13 protein-coding genes and 1 pseudogene are annotated in these 20,343 nt (G+C 59.3%); 12 read left to right on the forward strand and 2 right to left on the reverse strand.

Translation table 11 applies throughout. The features are described 5' to 3' along the window. Positions 1 to 528: 528 nt before the first annotated feature. Positions 529 to 1,609, forward strand: a pseudogene (locus NEZ08_RS22790) (glycosyltransferase family 4 protein). 429 nt (positions 1,610 to 2,038) lie between these two features. Here the strand turns inward: NEZ08_RS22790 and NEZ08_RS22795 are convergent. Continuing rightward, positions 2,039 to 3,325 (reverse strand): acyltransferase, encoded by a 1,287-nt coding sequence (locus tag NEZ08_RS22795; RefSeq protein ID WP_298112140.1) that lies wholly within the window; start codon positions 3,323 to 3,325, stop codon positions 2,039 to 2,041. 857 nt (positions 3,326 to 4,182) lie between these two features. Here NEZ08_RS22795 and NEZ08_RS22800 point away from each other — a divergent pair. The 9 genes from NEZ08_RS22800 to NEZ08_RS22840 all read left to right on the forward strand — a co-directional run bounded on the left by NEZ08_RS22800 (position 4,183) and on the right by NEZ08_RS22840 (position 16,381). Further along, positions 4,183 to 6,090, forward strand: coding sequence for an acyl-CoA synthetase (locus NEZ08_RS22800; protein ID WP_298112143.1), 1,908 nt, complete (start codon positions 4,183 to 4,185; stop codon positions 6,088 to 6,090). A gap of 151 nt (positions 6,091 to 6,241) precedes the next feature. After that, complete coding sequence (locus tag NEZ08_RS22805) at positions 6,242 to 7,378, forward strand: acyl-CoA dehydrogenase family protein (RefSeq protein WP_298112146.1); 1,137 nt, start codon at positions 6,242 to 6,244, stop codon at positions 7,376 to 7,378. 12 nt (positions 7,379 to 7,390) lie between these two features. Then, a complete protein-coding gene (locus NEZ08_RS22810) occupies positions 7,391 to 8,548 on the forward strand; it encodes an acyl-CoA dehydrogenase family protein (RefSeq protein ID WP_298112148.1) in 1,158 nt (385 codons plus the stop codon). An 18-nt stretch (positions 8,549 to 8,566) separates the two neighbouring features. After that, entirely contained in the window at positions 8,567 to 9,217 is a 651-nt protein-coding gene (locus NEZ08_RS22815) for a glutathione S-transferase family protein (protein ID WP_298112150.1), read from the forward strand. A 141-nt stretch (positions 9,218 to 9,358) separates the two neighbouring features. Then, positions 9,359 to 10,174 (forward strand): AraC family transcriptional regulator, encoded by an 816-nt coding sequence (locus tag NEZ08_RS22820; RefSeq protein ID WP_298112153.1) that lies wholly within the window; start codon positions 9,359 to 9,361, stop codon positions 10,172 to 10,174. A 57-nt stretch (positions 10,175 to 10,231) separates the two neighbouring features. After that, a complete protein-coding gene (locus tag NEZ08_RS22825) occupies positions 10,232 to 11,098 on the forward strand; it encodes a 3-keto-5-aminohexanoate cleavage protein (protein WP_298112157.1) in 867 nt (288 codons plus the stop codon). Positions 11,099 to 11,163: 65 nt separating this feature from the next. Continuing rightward, positions 11,164 to 12,765, forward strand: a complete 1,602-nt coding sequence (locus NEZ08_RS22830) for an AMP-binding protein (RefSeq protein ID WP_298112159.1) — start codon at positions 11,164 to 11,166, stop codon at positions 12,763 to 12,765. A 20-nt stretch (positions 12,766 to 12,785) separates the two neighbouring features. After that, positions 12,786 to 14,405: an acyl-CoA carboxylase subunit beta gene (locus NEZ08_RS22835; RefSeq protein ID WP_298112161.1), complete on the forward strand. Its 1,620-nt coding sequence runs from the start codon at positions 12,786 to 12,788 to the stop codon at positions 14,403 to 14,405. Further along, complete coding sequence (locus NEZ08_RS22840) at positions 14,402 to 16,381, forward strand: acetyl-CoA carboxylase biotin carboxylase subunit (RefSeq protein WP_298112164.1); 1,980 nt, start codon at positions 14,402 to 14,404, stop codon at positions 16,379 to 16,381. The genes NEZ08_RS22835 and NEZ08_RS22840 overlap by 4 nt, the downstream gene beginning before the upstream one ends. Positions 16,382 to 16,482: 101 nt before the next feature. Here NEZ08_RS22840 and NEZ08_RS22845 read toward each other — a convergent pair whose 3' ends face one another. Next, entirely contained in the window at positions 16,483 to 17,427 is a 945-nt protein-coding gene (locus tag NEZ08_RS22845) for a helix-turn-helix domain-containing protein (protein ID WP_298112167.1), read from the reverse strand. Between the two features lie 237 nt (positions 17,428 to 17,664). Between NEZ08_RS22845 and NEZ08_RS22850 the strand changes: the two genes are divergently transcribed. Together NEZ08_RS22850 and NEZ08_RS22855 are read left to right on the forward strand one after the other, a co-directional pair. Beyond that, complete coding sequence (locus NEZ08_RS22850) at positions 17,665 to 19,560, forward strand: AMP-binding protein (RefSeq protein ID WP_298112170.1); 1,896 nt, start codon at positions 17,665 to 17,667, stop codon at positions 19,558 to 19,560. Positions 19,561 to 19,578: 18 nt separating this feature from the next. Continuing rightward, a partial coding sequence (locus tag NEZ08_RS22855) for an ABC transporter permease (protein ID WP_298112172.1) occupies positions 19,579 to 20,343 on the forward strand: 765 nt, incomplete at its 3' end.

Genomic DNA, 20,343 nt, shown 5'->3' on the forward strand with positions numbered 1-20,343 from the left:
GAGCAATGCAAACGTCTGAAACCGTCGGAGACATAAGCTCGATTTCATCGTCGCCGTAACCCTGAGCAATGAGCGCGGAGGCAAACTCTGGACACTGTTTGCTTCGCAGCGGGTTCTACTCTTGATCTGGGTCAATGGAACCCGGCTAACCCTGGGCGCGTGGCATGATCGGACAGATGCGCCCGCTGCAGGCTGCGACCGATTGCGAAGTCGCAGCTTAGGGCCGCCCGGGGAATTTCGATCGCCCAGTAACTCCTGCGCCTGCGTGGCATCTCATTTTTCGTCGGGGAAAACGGGCCCGCATAGCGGCTCCTTCGCTTTGGGGATTTACGTGCTGGCGCGAGCGCTTCGTGCCCGAATGGCCAACGCGACCTATTCTGCAAAAAAGGCGGCGAGTTTTCCGAAAGACCGGAAACTTTCGAATTCAAACGAGTTGCCCCACACGGCCAGAGCTTCGAAGAATGGCGGACGACATTCCATCAAGACTGCTCAATTGGCACCGCCCGGTTGTCGGAGCTTAGAGGGCAGATGCGCATCGCTCAACTTGCTCCTCTGGCCGAAAGTGTTCCTCCGAAGCTCTGCGGCGGCACCGAGCGGGTCATCGCCTGGTTGGTAGATGAACTCGTTGAGCTGGGTCATGAAGTCGTTCTTTTTGCAAGCGGTGATTCAAAAACACGCGGCAAGCTTCACCCGGTTTGGCCTCGCGCTTTGCGCCTCGGACAAAAGGGCGCCGATCCGAGTGCTGCCTGTACGCTCTTGCTGGAAGCGATCGCGGGACGGGCGGGCGAATTCGACGTGATCCACGCCCATATCGACTGGCTTCACCTTCCTCTGCTCAGTCGGCTGGGCGTCCCGTTTCTGACAACCATGCACGGCAGGCTCGACCTTCCCGGCTTGCCGGAGGTCGTCCAGGCATTTCCGGAAGCGAGCTTTGTCTCGATATCCACTCACCAGCGACTGCCGCTGCAGGGTGCCAATTGGATCGGCACGATCCAGCACGGACTTCCTGCGAACCAGTTTCACCCCTCGCGTGAGCAAGGCTCGTACCTGGCGTTTCTGGGGCGCCTTTCAGCAGAAAAAGGACCTGAAGACGCAATCCGTATCGCGAAGGCCGCGCGCATGCCGCTACGCATCGCGGCCAAGATACCCCGAATCGAGACCGCTTACTTCAAGAAGCATCTCGAGCCTCATATCGACAGCAAGGCTGTCCAACTCGTCGGCGAGATCAGTCAGAGCGGCAAGCAGCCATTTCTCGCCAATGCTGCCGCCTTGCTCTTCCCGATCGATTGGCCTGAGCCGTTCGGTCTGGTTATGATTGAAGCGATGGCATGCGGAACACCCTTGATCGCTTATCGGCCTGGTTCTGTGCCGTAGGTCATTGATGACGGAGTCACGGGCTTCATCGTCGAGAGCGAGGAACATGCTGTTCGCGCGGTGAGACAACTGGCGCGACCAGATAGAGACACGATACGCGCGCGTTTCGAGGTTCTCTGCGCGCCGCATGGCACGAGAATTCGAAGCTCAGTATCGAAAGCTAATTGCCGGCCGGGGTTCTGCACGCGAATCCGCTCCTGGAATGACGCTGAAAGAGCCCGCAGGTGTTCGCTAACCCCAGCGGCATCGTGTCAGCATGGCCGATGGCCGGTCCTGCTCAATACATAGAAGCTCTCGCCCGACAAGCTCAGATTTAATGCATGTTCTCCAGCGGATCATAGGCATCGAGGTTCGATCCCTCCGTCCAGCTAGTGGGATGGGTGACGTGTGATCCTGTTACTCGCTAAACGTTTTAATCGAAAGAGATGTCTTCGGAGTCACGCATGAGGGCTCCATCCCAGACCTCGTGAATGCCTTCGATAGTGTGATGTCGGCATCGCTGGTGGAGGCGCGAAGCTGGTGGTCTTGGGTTCTTCGGCGAGTGCGGTAACGCTTGATGGAGGCTGCCGCCGAGACCGGTTTGGGTCGAAGCCCCGCCGATCTCCACCTTACACAAATGCCCGCATATACCGGACCAGGTAATGTCCATGCTTTCGCGTGCGCGTCACCTGGCCATCTCGGCCCTGTCGTCGAGACGCACTCCTGAATTATTGATGGCGTGCCCGCGTAAGCGGGCCGATATCTCAACTGCGTATCGATCGACCGACGCGAAGACCTTGCTTGCGGCGACAGCAAGAGCGACTCCGCTCACAAGGGCAGAGATTTGAGCAAAGCCGGTGCCAGCCATTTTGTTCAGAGACAAGAACAGGGCAGCCGCCGGCCCGCACATGATCGGCCAGTGCATGAGGTAGAGCGGAAACGACAATTTGGATCGCTCCACAAGCCACGGTTTGGATAGAAAATCGCGGCACACCTGGAGGTGGATGATTCCAATCAGAAAAAGAACGGCGCCGAAGGCCTTCTGCTGCATTGGTGGGAACTGGCCCGCGAATAGCCAAGGGGTCGGCCATGAATAAAGACTGATGAGCCAGTCCGGTTGCCATATATCGGCGACCACACAGGAAAGTAGGCCGAAAGCGGCCAACGCGGCCGGCAGTGAGGCGCGTTCTGGCGCCGGCCGCTCTGCGCAATAGGCGACCGCCAGCAGATGGCCGGCGAAGAAGCAAAGATAGGCGCTTCTGATTGTGAAGACTGCTCCGAGTATTACGACCAACAACCATAGTTGACGGGATCGCTGCGCGCACCAGCATAGAAGCAGGATCGTCATCGAACCGTAAAACTCAATGCTGAGCGTCCAGAGCGGCGTGATGAAGGACTGCTCAGTTGATTGCTGCCAAGGCGCCAGGAATACGGCACCTGGCATGTCTCGGTAACCGAGAAACAGCGCGTTGACCGTGCCATCGCGAATTATCGAGATAGTCGAAAGGTCAGTGTCCCACTGACGGCTAAGCCAATCGCTGCCTAGCCATTTGCCGGCTTCGACGTTTGCTTTACCAAACAGCACCATCAAGGCCGCGGCAACGACAGTTGCGAGTAAGGCTGGTAATCCAAGGCGAACGACGCGAGCGACAATTTGCAATTGTGGCCGCATCGATTGACGTTCGAAGGAGCGGGTCAAGACGTAACCGCTGAGAGTGAAGAAGATGTAGACCGCGGAGTAGCCGTCATAAAGGAAAGAGAGCGGCGACAGATGAATTGAGGCAGCAAGAGCGGACGAATGCCCGGGAAACACCAAGTCTGGCACGAAGGCGGCGAAGAAATGCAACAACAACACCTGAATCGCGGCAAGACCCCTGATCGATTCCAGGTACGAGATGCGAACTGGCGCAAATGGGGGCGAACGCGACGCCAATGACGACAGGAAACTGGAGTGAGGGGCGTTGCCAATCACCTCAAATTCCTAGGATGATGGCATAGGGTCGGCGGGACGAATTTGCTGCTGCACGGCAGCAGCATTTTCGGACAAACTGCAGGACGCCGCGATAACTTCGCTTCGATCCCGAAGAGAAGGCAAGGGAAGTTTTGTCAGAGACTGTGGTCGACCGCCAATCATGCGCGTCAAATACCGCACACAATCATTAAGAGAGTCAGAACTTAAGGCGTTCAGAAGGTTAGATATAACACCGCAGGTTGATTGCATCACTCCAAAGTGACTTAATCCGTTCTAAAGCGGAAACGTAAGATTCACGACAATCGCAAGGCCCTCTTAGTGGGTGGCGCCGCGAAAAGTTCGCTCATTATTTATCGATGCGACAGAGAAGCGAGCCTGCGACGGTTGCATTACCGGCAAATCAGAGCCGATCCACAACGCCGCATGCTATAAGAGGTCCATCCCGCCGATCGGGAGCTTGGGGTCGCTTTGGTGATGTCGAGCGTCTGCTTTTTGGGATCGCGTCAGCCGAAAAATCGCCAAACGGCGAAGCCAAGAAGCACAGGCACCGTTGCCGAGGTGTGATCCTTTCTCGGTTGCTATGTTGACCATCAATATCTCGATGGTGACTCCCTGAAGGTGTACGGATCCAAAGCGGAATACGTCCCCGAGCCCCCAGGCTCGGAAGTGCAGGATGTCGAACATCATCCGCACCTTGGTGGGCGCCACCCGTAGGGTTCTTCAGTCCGGAAGAGACCAACGATGCTGTTACCGGGTTGCACTTGGCCGCCGTTCTGAAAAGATGCGGGGTGCGCTTGCCCAAACAACAGAATTTAAAAGCGGACAAGCGGAGGAGATGAAAACAGGGAGGGGAGAGTATGGCCGGCATCCATTCGCTCGATCGACTGATAGGCAATGAATATCCGATTTTTACTACGGATGCCGACGTCCAGGCCTTCGAACGCATTCCCTATCCCGAGCGCATCGCTGCCCAGAGCACCTATGATGCCATCAAGCTCGGAGCCGCCAGGAATCCTGATGCTCCCGCCCTCCAATTCCTGGCCAATGCTGATCCGGCGGACGCACCATTGGTTATTTCCCACCGCGACTTCCTCGCGCGGGTGACGCAAGCCGCCAACATGTTTCACGCGCTGGGTGTTGGCGAAAATGACGTGGTGAGCTTCATGCTTCCGCTTATCCCGGAAGCCTTCGTCGTTCTGTTCGGAGCCGAAGCTGCCGGCATTGCGAATCCGATCAATCCGCTCCTGGAACCGTACCAAATTGCCGAAATCCTGGACGCCGCGAAGACCACCGTCCTTGTCGCCCTCGGTCCGACGCCAGGAACGGACATTTGGCAGAAAGTGGAGCAGGTCCGCGGCAGGCTGAAGCACCTGAAAGCCGTCGTGCAGATGCATGGTCCCGGCGATCCTGCGAACAACATCTATTCCTTTGCTGATCTCATCAGGGACCAGCCTTCCGACAGGCTCGTCAGCGGCAGACGGATTTCCGGCGATCAGATTGCAGCTTACTTTCACACCGGAGGCACTACCGGCACCCCGAAGCTCGTCTGTCACAGCCATGCCAATCAGGTCTATCAGGCCTGGGCTTGCAATCTCCTGCTCAAGTCGAAGTCCGGAGCCAATCTGCTTTTCGGCATGCCTCTTTTCCACGTCGGCGGCTCGCTTACACAGGCACTGAGCAACTTGTCGGCCGGCAACTGCCTGGTCGTTCTGTCGCCGTCAGGATGGCGAAATCCCGCGGCTGTAAAGAACGTCTGGGGCCTCATCGAACGGTTCAGGCCGGAAACTTTCAGCGGCGTCCCGACAGTTCTGGCGGCAGCACTTTCCATTCCGCCGGGCAACGCTGACCTGTCGAGCCTGCGATATGCCGCTGCCGGAGGATCGGCCATCCCGGTTGCCGTCGGCAAAGCAATCCAGGAAAAATTCAAGATACCGGTTATCGAGGTCTATGGCATGACCGAGACCTCCAGCGTCCATACCATGGCGTATCCGGATCGTCCCATCCGTCTCGGATCGGTCGGCCTGCCCATACCCTACAGCCGGGTTCGCATCGTCAAGCTGGACAGCAACGATCAAATTGAACGAGACTGTGAGCCCGACGAAATCGGCGTCGTGATCATGGCCGGCCCCGGTGTTTTCCGTGGCTATCTCGACGAAATCCACAACAAGGGTGCCTTCGCTGACAAGGGGTGGGTCAATTCGGGTGATCTCGGCCGCCTCGACAAGGACGGCTATCTCTGGATCACCGGCCGCGCCAAGGATCTCGTTATTCGTGGCGGCCACAACATCGATCCCGGTCCGATCGAAGATATCATGTTCCAGCATCCCGCGGTCGGCCTGGCTGCCGTGGTCGGTCAGCCGGACGCCTATGCGGGCGAACTGCCCGTGGGCTACGTACAATTGAAGGCGGGCGCAATCGTTCAGCCGGGCGAGTTGGAAGCGTGGGTGCGAGAGCGTACGCCGGAACGTGCCGCCGTTCCCGCGCAAATCATTCCAATTGATCCGATGCCGCTCACCGGCGTTGGCAAGGTGTTCAAGCCTCGGCTTCGATGGGATGCGGCCAAGCGAGTATTTACCCGCGTTCTAGCGCCTCTTGCGGAAAGAGGGATCGACTGTACCGTCGAGGTGGGGCCCCATGGCAGCCATGGCAGCATGGCCACGGTCACAATCCCGCATGTCGCCGAACATGAGCGCGAGGCAATCGCGAATGAGGTCGACACGATGCTCGCGCCCTTCGTGATGCGTCACGAGATCGTCTTTTTGTAGGTAATGGTACAGGGTGGCAGCTCGATCCCATCGTGCTCGCATCGCGCGCGTCGTCCTTTCGATGTCCGCAGCCAGTTGACGCAAGTTACCGAGTGAGGTTTCGGGAAATTCTGAGCTTTCACGACGACGGGCGTCCAAAGGAGCGCGACGAATGGCCAACCCCTTCTACACGGCCGAGCACGAGGCCTATCGTGAAGTGGTGCGCCGCTTCGTCGAGAAGGAGATTGAGCCTTATGCCCACGAATGGGACGAGGCGGGCGGATTCCCCCGCGTTTTATACGAGAAGGCTGCCGCAATCGGCCTTTTGGGCCTGGGCTTTCCGGAAGAGTATGGGGGCACCGAAGTCGACAATTTCATGTGGATCGTCGCGGTACAGGAATTGGCCCGCGCCGGCGCCGGCGGCGTCGCCGCCAGCCTGAAGAGCAATTCGATAGGTGCCCCACCCATTGCGCGCGCCGGCCGGCCGGAATTTAAAGCTCGGGTGCTGCCGCAGATTCTGTCGGGCAAGAAGATCTCCGCGCTTGCGATCACGGAACCGAGCGGTGGTTCTGATGTAGCCAACCTGCGGACCTCGGCGCGCCGCGACGGCGATACTTACGTCGTCAACGGGGAGAAGACCTTCATTACCTCGGGAATGCGCGCCGATTTTATCACCACCGCGGTGCGCACCGGGGGGCCGGGGTCGGAGGGTGTCAGTCTCCTGGTGATCGAGGGCAACGCGCCCGGGCTCTCACGCACACCGCTCAAGAAAATGGGCTGGTGGGCTTCGGATACGGCGACATTGCATTTTGACAATTGCCGTGTGCCGACCGGAAATCTGCTCGGAGAGGAAGGTAGCGGATTCAAGATCATCATGCGCAACTTCAACAGCGAGCGGCTGACGATGGCGGCTGGCTGCACCGCGGCGGCCCGGGTATGCCTGGAGGAGGCGATGGACTACGCAAAACAGAGGCACACTTTCGGCAAGCCATTGGCGCAGCATCAGGTGATCCGGCACAAGCTGGTCGACATGGCGCAGCGGGTCGCAGCATCGCAAGCGATGCTTGAAATGCTGGCATGGCGGCTCGATCAAGGCGAAAGTCCGATCGCCGAAATATGCATGCTGAAGAATCAGGCAACACAGACAATGGCATTCTGCGCTTCCGAAGCCGTGCAGATTTTCGGCGGCGCAGGCTACATGCGAGGCATCAAGGTCGAGCGCATCTACCGTGATGTCAAGGTCAATGCGATCGGGGGCGGCAGCGAAGAGATCATGAAGGATCTGGCCAGCCGGCAGATGGGATTATGACAAGGAGGTAGAATGCTCTTCACAGCCGATCATGAAGAAATCCGCCGCGCGCTTCAGAAATTCATAGCCGCTGAAATAAATCCCTTTGTGGATGAATGGGAAAAGGAAGGCGTTTTTCCTGCGCATGACCTGTTCAGGAAACTTGGCGCACTCGGCTTTCTCGGCCTTAACAAGCCCGTGGAATTCGGCGGCCAGGGGCTCGATTACAGCTATGCGTTGATGATGGCCGAAGAACTTGGCACCATTCGCTGCGGCGGCGTGCCGATGGCGATCGGCGTGCAGACCGACATGGCAACGCCGGCGCTGGCTCGCTTCGGCTCCGATGAGGTACGTCGGGAGTTTCTGAGCCCTGCGATCGCGGGCGACGCAGTTGCTTGTATCGGCGTCTCCGAACCGGGAGCCGGCTCGGACGTCGCCTCGATCAAGACGAGCGCGCGCTCCGATGGCGGCGACTACGTCATCAATGGTGGAAAGATGTGGATTACCAACGGCGTCCAGGCCGACTGGATCTGCCTGCTCGCCAATACAGGCGATGGCCCCAAACACCGCAACAAATCGCTGATCTGCGTCCCAATGAAGACCAAGGGCGTTCAGGTTGCGCGCAAGCTCGACAAGATGGGTATGCATTCTTCCGACACCGCGCAGATTTTCTTCGACGATGTCCGGGTGCCGAAGCGCAACCGTATCGGTGAGGAAGGCCAAGGCTTCACCTACCAGATGCTGCAATTTCAGGAGGAGCGGCTCTGGGCTGCCGCCGCCTGCCTCAAGGCCCATGAGTTCATCATCACAGAGACCATCGAATATACCCGCAACCGAAAGGCATTCGGCCAAAGCATTCTCGACAACCAGGTCGTACACTTCAAGCTCGCGGAAATGCAGACCGAGGTCGAGTTGCTGCGTGCGCTGACTTATCGCGCCGCTGAAGCTCTGATAGCCGGCGAGGACGTCACAAAGCTTGCGACGATGGCCAAGCTCAAGGCTGGCCGGTTAGGGCGCGTCCTGACCGATGCGTGCTTGCAATTTTGGGGCGGTATGGGCTTCATGAACGAGACCCCCGTGAGCCGCGCCTATCGCGACACCCGCCTGGCTTCGATCGGCGGTGGTGCTGACGAAGTGATGCTGTCGGTGCTGTGCAAGATGATGGGCACGCTGCCCGGAATGAACCAGTGATAGTCGAGGGAGCGACCGATGATCACGCTTTATCACTGCTACGGCGCGCGCTCGTTCCGGCCGCTATGGATGCTGGAAGAGATGGGAATGCCTTACGATCTAAAAATGCTGCCATTCCCGCCGCGCGTGTTCGCTAAGGATTACCTTTCGCTCAACCCGCTCGGCACCATTCCCCTGATGATTGACGGTGATACCAAAATGACCGAGTCATCCGGAATATGTCACTACCTGGGTTCGAAATATGGGCCGACGCCGCTGATAGTTCGAACCGACGAGCCCGGGTATGGCGCGTTCATCAACTGGATGTATTTCAGCGACGCAACGCTGACCTTTCCGCAAACGCTGGTGCTGCGGTACACCCAGCTCGAACCGGAGGGACGGCGTAATCCGCAAGTCGCGAGCGACTATGCCAAATGGTTTTTGGGACGGCTGCGGGCAGTCGAGGCTGCGACCGCGCACGCGGAGACACTGGCCGCGAAACGATTCACAGCGGCAGATATCGTCATCGGGTACGCGCTGCGTCTTGCCGGAATTATTGGGCTCGCGAAGGATTTCGGGCCCAATGTGACCGCCTATTGGGAGCGCTTGCAGCAACGCGATGGCTATCAACGGGCGTTGGCGGCGGAAGAAGCCGCCCAGCAGAACGTTGCCCCCAGCGTCCCTGCCTGAGTCGAATATTTCTCCCGGAACACTTCAACTTACTGAGCGTCCAGGTGACCGTTTGCGTTCGATGCTTCGCATTGGTCCTGAAAGGCGGTATGGTTGACCCCAGCAGAGCAGCCGAAAAGAGCTGTGTGAGGAGGTTCGACCATGGACGACGGAGGCCGTGAATCCGGCCATTTGATGCTGATCACACCTGAACGTGTATTTTACGGTGGCCTGCTCGGTCGTCCGCGCGAGCGTTGCTCCGGCGCCATTAACATCTACGTTGCGATCAAGGGTGGTCTCACGCTCGAAGTCGAAGGCACACCCGCCGAGCAGGGCGAACTGGTGGTGGTGCTGCCGAACCTGCGGCACACCATCGTCAGCGACTATCGTTCCGTGATTTGCGTCTTGATTGAGCCGGAAACCGTCTGCGGCGGAGTGCTCGAAGTGCTCGCAAATCGCCTATCGGGAACTGAAGGCCAGTTTTTTGCGGCACGGCTCCGCGCGGCCTACGAGCAGTTGCAGCGCCAGGCATGCGCCGGCGATATCGACAGTGCCGCGTTTGACATCATGTGCTTTGGCGAAGCGCTGCCGCCGCGGGCCCTTGATCCCCGCGTCCTGAGGGCGATCGAGCAAATCTGCCGTTTTTCCGGCGATCCAGTGACGGCAGCAAGCTGCGCGGAACAGGCGGGTTTATCGTCGTCGCGATTCCTCCATCTCTTCAAGCAGGAGACCGATATCTCCTTTCGTTCTTTCCGGGCCTGGAAGCGTGCCCGCCACCTGCTGCACTTCGCTAACCAGGACCTCAATCTCGCGCATCTTGCGCAGGAAATCGGCTATCCCGACTCCACCCATTTCAGCCACTCGATCCGGCGCTTTTACGGGCTAAAGCCGCGCGCCATCTTTTCGGGTTCTCGCGACCTTGCGATCTACGATGGAAGCGGAGCGGGTAATAGCGCGTGGACGCAAGAAGCCGGATGATGCGGAAGGCATGATCCCGCGGATCACGCAGAACCTTACCGGAATCACGGCGGCTTCATGAGCGACAAGGCTGTCATCACCTGCGCGCTGAACGGCGTGCTGACCGACCCTAAACAGCATCACGTTCCGGTTACCCCTGAGGAAATGGCGCGCGAGGCAAGATCCGCCTTCAATGCCGGCGCCAGTGTGATGCATATCCATTTGCGACAGCAAACGCCGGGCAAGGGACACCTGCCTTCTTGGGAGGTGTCGGTCTCTCGCGAGATCCAGCAGGCGATCCGCGAGGCCTGCCCGGGCGTAATCATCAACCATACCACGGGCACGTCGGGGCCCAACTATCAGGGAGCACTCCGTTGCTTGCGCGAAACAAGGCCCGAAATGGCCGCCTGCAACGCCGGTTCGCTGAATTATCTTAAAGTGAAGGCGGACAATACCTGGGCCTGGCCGCCGATGATGTTCGATAATGCTGTCGAGAAGGTGCAGGATTATCTCGATGCGATGAAGGAAGCAGGCACGATCCCCGAATTTGAATGTTTCGACGTCGGCATCGTCCGCTGCGTCGGCATGTACAGGCAAACCGGCATGTATTCAGGTCCGCTGGACTATAATTTCGTCATGGGGGTCGCCTCCGGCATGCCGGCCGACTCCGAGCTGCTGCCGATCCTTTTGAAATTGAAATTGCCGGAAGCCCATTGGCAGGTCACGGCGATCGGGCGGGCTGAAATCTGGCCGCTGCACCAGCGGTGCGCGGAGCTTGGCGGTCATTTGCGCACCGGCCTCGAAGATACCTTCTATCAGCCCGATGGGACCAAGGTGACATCCAACGGCCAGTTGATTGAAAGCATCGCGGTTTGCGCGCGCCGGGTGGGGCGCGAAATAGCGACACCGGCCGAGGCACGCCGGATTTTCGGGCTCCTCCACTAAAATGCCTGGCCGGGGTGAAGCTTCGCGAACTCGCAAGAGTGACGCAAATGAGGGAGTGAAACGTCATGACCAACCTGGCGGCGACGGGCGGCGTAGCTGGTCCGGGCCGGATCGGCCGCGTCGCGATCGGCGATCTACTGAAACGCGCTGCGGCGCGCTTTCCTGATCGAACCGCCGTCACTGACGGCGCGCGGCGCGTGACCTTCAGTGAGCTGGAGCGTGACGCCAACCGCTTCGCGAATTATCTGGTCGCGCGTGGCCTCAAGCCCGGCGACAAGATTTCCAGCATCTGCAACAATTCGGTTGAATTCGTCAAAGCTCTTTTCGGCATTCACCGCGCGGGCCTGGTCTGGGTGCCCATCAATACCATGCTCGGACCTGCCGATATGAACTACATCCTCGATCACGCGGAGGTGCGTTTCGCGCTGATCGACGACAATCTCTACGGTCAGCCGGACCGGCGCGCCGCGCTGCAAAAGCGCGGCGCGCACTTGATCGCGGTTGATCTGGCCGGCACGTCCGCTGCGGCAGGCCTGGAGGGTTTCAATGATCTGCTGAAAGGCCAGTCCGAGATCGAGCCGGAAATCGACATCGATGACCGCGATCTGGCGATGATCATCTATACGTCAGGCACCACTTCGCGGCCGAAGGGCGCGATGCACAGCCACCTCGGCGTCGTCATGGCTGTGATGAGCAACGCCATCGAGATGCAACTCGACCGCGACGATGGCATTACCGGGCAGTTTCCGCTTTTCCATTGCGCAGGCCACGTGCTGCTGTTGAGCTACTTGTCGGTCGGCGGCCGCATGGCGTTGATGCGCGGGTTCGATCCGGTGGCATGCATGGAGGCCATTGTACGCGACAAGCTGACAGTCTTCGTCGGCCTGCCGCTGATGTATCAGGCGATCCTCGACCATCCACGCCGCAAGGAGTTCGACCTTACCGGCCTGCGAACCTGCATCTACACCATGGCGCCTATGGGGCGGCCGCTGCTCGAGCGCGCCATGGCCGATCTGTGCCCGAATTTCGTTCTCAGCAGCGGTCAGACCGAAATGTACCCGGCCACCACGATGTCTCGTCCCGAGGTTCAGCTGCAGCGTTTCGGCAATTACTGGGGCGAGTCGTTGATCGTCAACGAGACGGCAATCATGGACGATTCCGGCAATCTCCTGCCGCGGGGTCAGCCCGGCGAATTGGTGCATCGCGGGCCGAACGTCATGATGGGATATTACAAGGATCCGCAAGCGACCGAACAGGCGCGCAAATTCGGATGGCATCATACCGGCGATCTCGCGCTGATCGACGAAAACGGCGAAGTGCTGTTCCTTGACCGTAAGAAGGACATGATCAAGTCGGGCGGCGAGAATGTCGCTTCCGTCAGAATCGAGGAAATCTTGCTTGCTCATCCCGCCGTGCAAAACGCCGCGGTCGTCGGTCTGCCGCATCCGCAATGGGGTGAGGCGGTTTCCGCCTTCATCAAGCTCAAGCCGGGTGTGAACGCAGACGAAGCCGAACTCTTGGAGCACTGCCGCAAAAATCTGGGCGGCTTCCAGGTGCCGAAATTCATCAAGGTTCTCGATCAAATGCCGATGACGGCGACCGGCAAACTCCGCAAGGTCGAGCTGCGTCAGGCGTTTGCCGAACACTTTGCGAAAGAGGGCGCGTAGCGCGGGAACTGTAATCGCAAATGACCGTCATTGAATCGACGATCTCGCCCGGCAGCGACGCTTACAGGACTAATCGCGACGGGATGCTGGCTTTGATTGCGCAGATACGTGCTCTCGAGGAGCGAACGCGCAGGGCTTCGGCTGCCGCAAAGGACCGATTCCACAAGCGCGGACAATTGCTGCCGCGTGAGCGGGTGGCGCTTATGCTCGATCCCGGCGCGCCCTTTATCGAGCTGTCCACGCTCGCGGGTTATCGGTTCGATGTGGCCGATCCCGAAAAGAGCGTCCCAGGAGGAGGGGTGATCGCCGGCATCGGCTTCGTCGCCGGTATCCGCTGCATGGTAAGCGCCAACGATGCCGGCATCGACGCCGGCGCCTTGCAGCCTTACGGCCTCGACAAGACGCTTCGGGTGCAGGAATTGGCGCTGGATAACAAGCTGCCGTACGTCCAACTGGTCGAGAGTGCCGGCGCGAACCTTTTGCGTTACCGCGTCGAGGATTTTGTCAGAGGTGGAAATATCTTCCGCAATTTGGCGCTGCTATCCGCGCAAGGCTTGCCGGTGATCACAGTGACGCATGGCTCGTCCACGGCCGGCGGCGCCTACCAGACCGGGCTGTCGGACTATATCGTGATGGTGCGCGGCAGGACGCGGGCGTTTCTCGCCGGTCCGCCGCTGCTGCTGAAAGCTGCGACCGGTGAAATTGCCACCGAAGAGGAGCTTGGGGGCGCCGAGATGCACACCGGCATCTCCGGGCTAGGCGACTATCTGGCTGAGGACGACCGTGATGCCTTGCGAATTGCGCGCGACATCATGGCAAGCTTGCCATGGGACCGGCCGGTCAGAAATGAAGTCTCGCATCGTCCGCCCCGCCATGATCCCGAGGAACTGCTTGGAATTATGCCGATGGACCACAAGCGGCCGGTCGATATGCGGCAGGTTATCGCGCGTATCATCGATGATTCTGACTTCCTCGAGTTTGGTACGAACTATGGTCCTGCAACTGTTTGTGGCCACGCCCGCGTCGAGGGGCAGGCGATCGGTATTATCACCAACAATGGTCCGCTTGATCCCGACGGCGCCAACAAGGCAACGCATTTCATCCAGGCCTGCTGCCAGTCGCGCACGCCGCTTCTCTACCTGAACAACACCACCGGCTACATGGTCGGCAAGGCCTATGAAGAAGCCGGCATGATCAAGCACGGCTCAAAAATGATCCAGGCTGTAACCTCGGCCACCGTGCCCCAGATCACAATTTATTGTGGCGCGTCTTTCGGCGCTGGCAATTACGGAATGTGTGGACGCGGCTTCCAACCGCGCTTCTGCTTCTCATGGCCCAACGCAAAGACCGCGGTGATGGGTGGCGAACAGGCTGCCGAAACCATGGCGATCGTGACGGAAGCTGCCGCGATCCGGCGCGGCAAGCCGATCGAAGAGGCGAAGCTCGTCGCTATGAAAGAGCAGATCGTCGGGGTTTTCGATGGCCAGATGGACGTGTTTTCGACGAGCGCCCGGTTACTGGATGATGGCGTGATTGACCCCCGCGACACGCGGGCAATATTGAGCGAGGTGCTGGCGATTTGCCGTGAAGCTGAAGTGCGTAGCCCGCAGCGGATGCAGTTTTCGGTCGCGCGGCCATGAGAAAACCTTCGCGGGCTGCGTCGTTCCGCAAAATCTTGATCGCCAACCGCGGCGAAATCGCACTTCGGATCATGCGCACCGCGCGCCGGCTTGGATATCGCGTGGTTGCGGTCTACTCGGATGCCGACCGGGAAAACTTGCATGTTCGCGAGGCCGACGAGGCTGTTCGTCTCGGCGAGGCGTTGCCGGCCCAATCCTATCTCAACATCGGCGCGATAGTCTCGGCGGCGAAATCAAGCGGTGCTGACGCGCTTCACCCCGGCTATGGCTTCCTTGCGGAGAACGCCAGGCTCGCGGAGGCCTGTCGGGATGCGGGTCTGGTGTTCATCGGTCCGTCGGCCGAAATGATCGAGGCGATGGGCAACAAGGCAGGCGCCAAGGAGATCATGCGAGCCGCCGGCGTTCCCTGTGTGCCCGGCTATCTGGGGGCTGATCAGAGCGAAACTGCGCTGCTGGTCGAGGCCAACAGGATCGGTTTTCCGGTGATGATCAAGGCCGTTGCCGGTGGTGGCGGGCGCGGCATGCGGCTGGTCTCCGATGCTTCAGCGTTCGTGGATGCGGTGCGCGGTGCGCGATCCGAGGCGCAAAGCGCTTTTGGTGATAGCGCCGTTATCCTGGAGCGCGCGATTGTCGACCCTCGCCACATCGAAATTCAAGTGTTCGGCGACGCCTTTGGGAATGCCATTCATCTCGGCGAACGTGACTGTTCGGTGCAGCGGCGGCATCAGAAGCTTATCGAGGAGGCGCCCGCGCCGAAGGTCAGCGCCGAGTTGCGCGAGCGCATGGGCTCGATTTCGGTCAATGCCATCAGATCGATCGGCTATCAGGGGGCCGGCACGCTGGAGTTCCTGCTCGACCGGAATGGCGAGTTCTTTTTCATGGAAATGAATACGCGCCTCCAGGTTGAGCATCCCGTCACCGAGGCGGTTACGGGGCTTGACCTCGTCGAACTCCAGCTGCGCGTCGCGAGCGGCGAGCCTCTTGGGCTTAAGCAAGAAGATGTCCGCTTTTCTGGTCATGCTATCGAGGCGCGGCTTTGCTCGGAGGATGCAGCAAACGATTTCATGCCCCAGTCGGGCTGTATGAAGTTGTGGCGGAAGCCGGAGGGGCTTCGCGTCGAGCATGCAATGTGCTCAGGCTCGGAGATTCCGCCATTCTATGATTCAATGATAGCCAAGTTCGTTAGCTTCGGAACGACCCGCGACGAGGCGCGGCGCAAGCTCATTCACGGACTCGAAGAGACGGCAGCGTTTGGCGTCACGACAAATCAGTCGTTTCTTGCCGCTTGCCTGCGGCACCCGGAATTCTTGGAGGGAGATGTCACTACCTCCTTTATTGCGCTTAACCGCGCTGAACTGTTGGCTTCCCCCAACGACGCCGGTGAAAGCGCGGCCTTGGCCGCATTGCTGCTGCACGTTTCAAATCCGTTCGCGCCGCCGTGGAAAGGTGGACGAACGCTGGGGACGACATTTCCTCTTCCCGTCCGTCTTGAGCTTGATCACGTCGTCTATGACATCGAGCTCATGCGGGAGCGGGAAGGCGGTTACACGGCGCGCCTCAAAGGGACCGAGTGCAGCTTCGAAATAGTTGAGCTCAGCCGTGAAGCCATTCGTTTTCTCCGCGACGGCCTTACCGAGTCGGCAAGATTCCTTCGAGATGGCGATCACCTTTATCTTCTCCACCGTGGCATTACGATTTCGGCACGTGATCTGACACTTTCGAGGCCGGCGTCGACGCCCACAATCAAGAGCGACGGGCAAATCCGTGCGGCGATGTCCGGGCGAGTGGTTGCGGTCCTGGTCAGACCTGGGGAAGGGGTTGCGGCTGGTCAGCCGATCGTCACGCTGGAAGCTATGAAGATGGAACACGTCCATTCCGCACCGGTTTCGGGGGTAATTTCCGCCATTGATGTGACAGAAGGCGAGCAGGTGAAGAGCGGACAGCTTGTTATCAAAATTGACGTATTGAGCGCGTAATCGCCGCTCAATGTCCGGAATAGGGCTCGACCGTTTAGTGCCAGTTGAGCTGGCAGGAGGTCGGCCTGGGGGAAGCGCCGCTATAACCGTCCCCTTTGGTGCTAGCGTTTGCGCAGATCCGACGGGCTGTGTCCAAACTTTCTTCGAAAAACTGTGCTGAAATGGGATGAGCTATGGAAACCCAACCGGTACGCTACGTCGGTGACCGATAGTGAGCGCAATTCGGGGCGCGTCAGCAAGTCGTAGCATCGCTGAAGCCGCCGATCCAAAACCCATTCAGACACAGACACATCGTTGAGCCTGAAAAGATAGTGCAGATGCCTCAACGAAACACCGTTGCTTCTGGCGATCTTTTCTGGCGAGAGATCCGGATCTGTAAGATGCTCCTCGATCCAATCCTTGACGGAACGCAAGCGGGCCTTCTGGGCAGTCGCGTCCTCCGATAGTTCATGCCTGTCGCCCATGTCGAGCGCGAGCGCCAGCACGTCCATGAGTTCGCCGCCCAGACGGCCCCTTGCGGCCTCGTCTAATGCTGCCCCTTCCGATGCAAGCGTCGAACAGAACTCCGCCGCGATCCGTCCGAGACCGCGCGCAGTGGCGATCGTCGCTGCAACGGGGATATTGTGTTCGCTGAATCGCGCAGCGAACTCCTTGCGCGGAATCTCGAGATAGAGCGACCGGACCCTGCCGATGCACTCCAAATCGTAGGCTTCGGCCGCAGAGAAAATTGCGCCGACCGCAGGGTTGGAGAGCAGGGTCTGGCCTGCTTGAAGGACATTGATCTTTCCCTGCTGGACGAACTCGACGTAATAACAATCCTTGTCGAGCTTTGCGATGTGCCGCTCGCGTCGTGCTATTCGCTGTTCCGACAGCAGGACGTCGGTCATTGTGACAGGGCCGAACCGCGCTTCCCGGATGAAGCCTTCGTAGTCGGACCGCTTTTCCGCGTTCACGTCGACGTTGACATAGACGTCGCAAATCGCTCCCTGCCAAGCCGCGTAGCGCTTGGAGGGCTCTATGCCCTTTGTCGTGAACACGAGATCCATCGGTTATCCGGTTGCTACAGGATGGACTGTTTTGCGCTGCATCAAAGCTCGCGTCGCGCAATTCTAGGTCCCCCTTGACGCTGTGCAAGCCAACTTTGCGCCTAAATGCAAAACCTTTGCGCTTCCAAGCAAGCGCTGTTCTGAGTATTGCGCTATCAAAATCCTAAAGAGGGAGGAGGCGTTCGCGCGCCGGTTCGGCAGGGATGCGCGCCAGATGCCGGTCGAGGGAATTAAGCGATGCGTGCTGATCTGCTTTCGCCAATGACAACGAGGTTCACAAGGCCCGTTGTCTCCATTGGCGACATCGAGGCATTAGAGCAATTACCGTACGACTCCCTGGTGCCCGCGCGCAGTCTGTATCAGCTCTTCGAGGCTACGGCGCGATTGCATCCCGACAGGCAGGCGTTGACGGTGTTGACCCGAAAATCGGGGCAGACATGCGAGGTCAGCCGCACCCATCGTGAATTGCTTGCCGATCTTTCCCAAGCGGCCAACCTGTTCAGGTCGTTTGGGATCACGCCGGGCGGTCCAACAATCGCATTTCTTTGCCCGATCCTGCCGCAGGTATTTCCCGCTTTGCTCGGCGCCCAAGTCGCAGGCGTAGCGAGCTCCATCAACTTCATGCTTAGCGAAACAGCAATCGCAGACCTGCTTGAGGCCCAGGGAGCCCGCGTGCTGGTCATCCCGTCGGAGTCGACCGACGTCGCCATTTGGCAAAAGGCAAAGAACGTCGCTACCCGAATGAGCTCGCTGCGGACGATTTTGGTCATGGGGGAGAGCCATGACGTCGAGGATCGCTTCGTCAGTTTCGACGAATCAATTGCCGCCCAGCGGAATTCTCTCGATTTCGAACCATCGATTGATCGAGAGTTGGTGTGCGCGCTCTTCCATACCGGCGGAACGACCGGACGCCCGAAGCTGGTTCGCCTGACGCATGGAAATCAGATTCATGCCGCCTGGAGCTTCGCTCAGGTTCACGGAATCGACGAACGCGATGTTGCATTGAACGGCTTCCCGTTGTTTCATGTTGGCGGCACGATGACGGCCGGGTTGTCGGTTCTTGCGGCCGGCGGCCACGTCGTCATTCCGTCGCCGTACAGTCTAAGAAGTCCGGAAGCAATTCGCGATTTTTGGCATATCGTGGACCGGTTTCGGGCGACGATCATCAGCGGGGTGCCGACATCAATCGCCGCTCTGGCCGAAGTGCCGATCGGTTCTTGCGACATCGGTACTGTCAGAATGGCGCTGACCGGAGGCTCCGTGCTTCCGAAGGCGATCGGAGATCGATTCCAGGACAGAACGGGGCTCAGGCTGTTTGAAACTTACGGCATGACGGAAACGGCAGCGGCTATCGCATTCAACCCGGGCCTTGGAGAGCCGCTCCAGGGCAGCGTCGGATTCAGGGCCCCGTTCGCGAGGACAAAGATTGTGTCGCTTGGGGATGCGGACATGCGAAGCGAATGCCCGCCGCTCACCAGTGGCCTCGTGCTCGCGAAGGGGCCGCAGGTATTTCCGGGCTACGTCGATCCCAGTCACAACGTTGGTGTCCTGACCGAGGATCATTGGATTGTCACGGGCGATGTCGGCTATCTCACGCCGGATCAGCGTCTGGTGCTCACGGGCCGCGAGAAGGATCTGATCGTTCGGAGCGGACATAACATTGACCCGGCCGCGATCGAAGACGTCGCCAATGCCTTTCCCGGCGTGCAGATGAGTTCAGCGGTGGGAATGCCGGACGCTTATGCAGGAGAAGTTCCCATTCTCTTCGTGGTGCCATCGCCGAACCAGACGATCGACGCAGAGCAATTGCGCGAATTTGTTGACAACAATGTCAATGAACCGCCCGCCAGACCGAGGCGTATCGTGCAGCTGGACGCGTTGCCGGTGACTGCGGTCGGCAAGATTTTCAAACCCGCTCTTCGCGATCTCGCGGTGCGGGAGAAGGTGGGGGCTGAAATCGAACGGATATTTGGTGCCGGGACCGGCGCAGAGATCGAGGTGGACAAGGACGACAAACTCAATACGCTCGTTCGGGTTTCGGTGGCATCCGACGACGAGAAGCTCGTCGCCGAGCTTGCCAAAAGCCTGTCCGCGCTTCCGCAAACCTATCGAATCGAACGCCGTTCGCCTTAGCTGCCGGGGTCGCCTGTGATGAAACGCCTTAGGTTCAGTCAGCAAGAAATCGTGTTCGCCGTCTTTGCGGCCTTGTTCGTGGCATTTTCAATCTTCCTGAACGGCTTTCTCACCGCCCAGAATATGCTGACGCTGCTGCAGAATGTGGCAGTCCTTGGCATCCTTGGCCTGGCGATGGCGATCGTCGTCATCGGTCGTGGCATCGATCTCTCGCTGATCGCGGCGCTCGCGGTCCCGGGGGGGCTCGTGCTCCAGTTGGTTCAGAACGGCCACTCGCTGCCCACATCGTTGCTGGCCGCGGGTCTGCTGGCGATTGGCATCGGGCTCGTCAACGGATGGCTCATCGCATACGCCGAGGTGCCGCCGCTGTTTGCGACGCTCGCCACCGGTCTCTTTGTTGCCGGTCTTGGTCAGGCGGCGCTGTTCCAGCTCGACGTCGTCCAATGGAGTGCCGGGATGGCCGGATTTGAGCGGCTTGGGCAGGGAAGCATCCTTGGCATTCCCACGGCGATCGTGATGTTCGCGCTCGCCTGCGTGGTTGTGTTCGTGCTGTTACGGCAGACGCGCTGGGGCGCCTACATTTACGCTATCGGCGATAATCCATTTGCGGCGCGCGTTACCGGCATCCCATCCCGGCCAATCGTCGTGCTCCAATATGTTCTCGCAGCGATGATTGGATATTTTGCCGGCCTTGTCATGGCGGCATCCGTCAGCTCCATGCCGACCCGTATCTTCAATTCGACGCTGATCTACGATGTGATTCTCGTTGTCGTTCTGGGGGGC

It is taken from the genome of Bradyrhizobium sp., assembly GCF_027451485.1.
Classification (GTDB): domain Bacteria; phylum Pseudomonadota; class Alphaproteobacteria; order Rhizobiales; family Xanthobacteraceae; genus Bradyrhizobium.

What these genes read in the sequence shown, in the direction of transcription:
- NEZ08_RS22815 (WP_298112150.1), top strand. Translation starts at nt 8,567, where the DNA reads ATGATCACGCTTTATCACTGCTACGGCGCGCGCTCGTTCCGGCCGCTA.
- NEZ08_RS22840 (WP_298112164.1), top strand. Translation starts at nt 14,402, where the DNA reads ATGAGAAAACCTTCGCGGGCTGCGTCGTTCCGCAAAATCTTGATCGCC.
- NEZ08_RS22820 (WP_298112153.1), top strand. Translation starts at nt 9,359, where the DNA reads ATGGACGACGGAGGCCGTGAATCCGGCCATTTGATGCTGATCACACCT.
- NEZ08_RS22845 (WP_298112167.1), bottom strand. Translation starts at nt 17,427, where the DNA reads ATGGATCTCGTGTTCACGACAAAGGGCATAGAGCCCTCCAAGCGCTAC.
- NEZ08_RS22835 (WP_298112161.1), top strand. Translation starts at nt 12,786, where the DNA reads ATGACCGTCATTGAATCGACGATCTCGCCCGGCAGCGACGCTTACAGG.
- NEZ08_RS22810 (WP_298112148.1), top strand. Translation starts at nt 7,391, where the DNA reads ATGCTCTTCACAGCCGATCATGAAGAAATCCGCCGCGCGCTTCAGAAA.
- NEZ08_RS22830 (WP_298112159.1), top strand. Translation starts at nt 11,164, where the DNA reads ATGACCAACCTGGCGGCGACGGGCGGCGTAGCTGGTCCGGGCCGGATC.
- NEZ08_RS22805 (WP_298112146.1), top strand. Translation starts at nt 6,242, where the DNA reads ATGGCCAACCCCTTCTACACGGCCGAGCACGAGGCCTATCGTGAAGTG.
- NEZ08_RS22800 (WP_298112143.1), top strand. Translation starts at nt 4,183, where the DNA reads ATGGCCGGCATCCATTCGCTCGATCGACTGATAGGCAATGAATATCCG.
- NEZ08_RS22825 (WP_298112157.1), top strand. Translation starts at nt 10,232, where the DNA reads ATGAGCGACAAGGCTGTCATCACCTGCGCGCTGAACGGCGTGCTGACC.
- NEZ08_RS22850 (WP_298112170.1), top strand. Translation starts at nt 17,665, where the DNA reads ATGCGTGCTGATCTGCTTTCGCCAATGACAACGAGGTTCACAAGGCCC.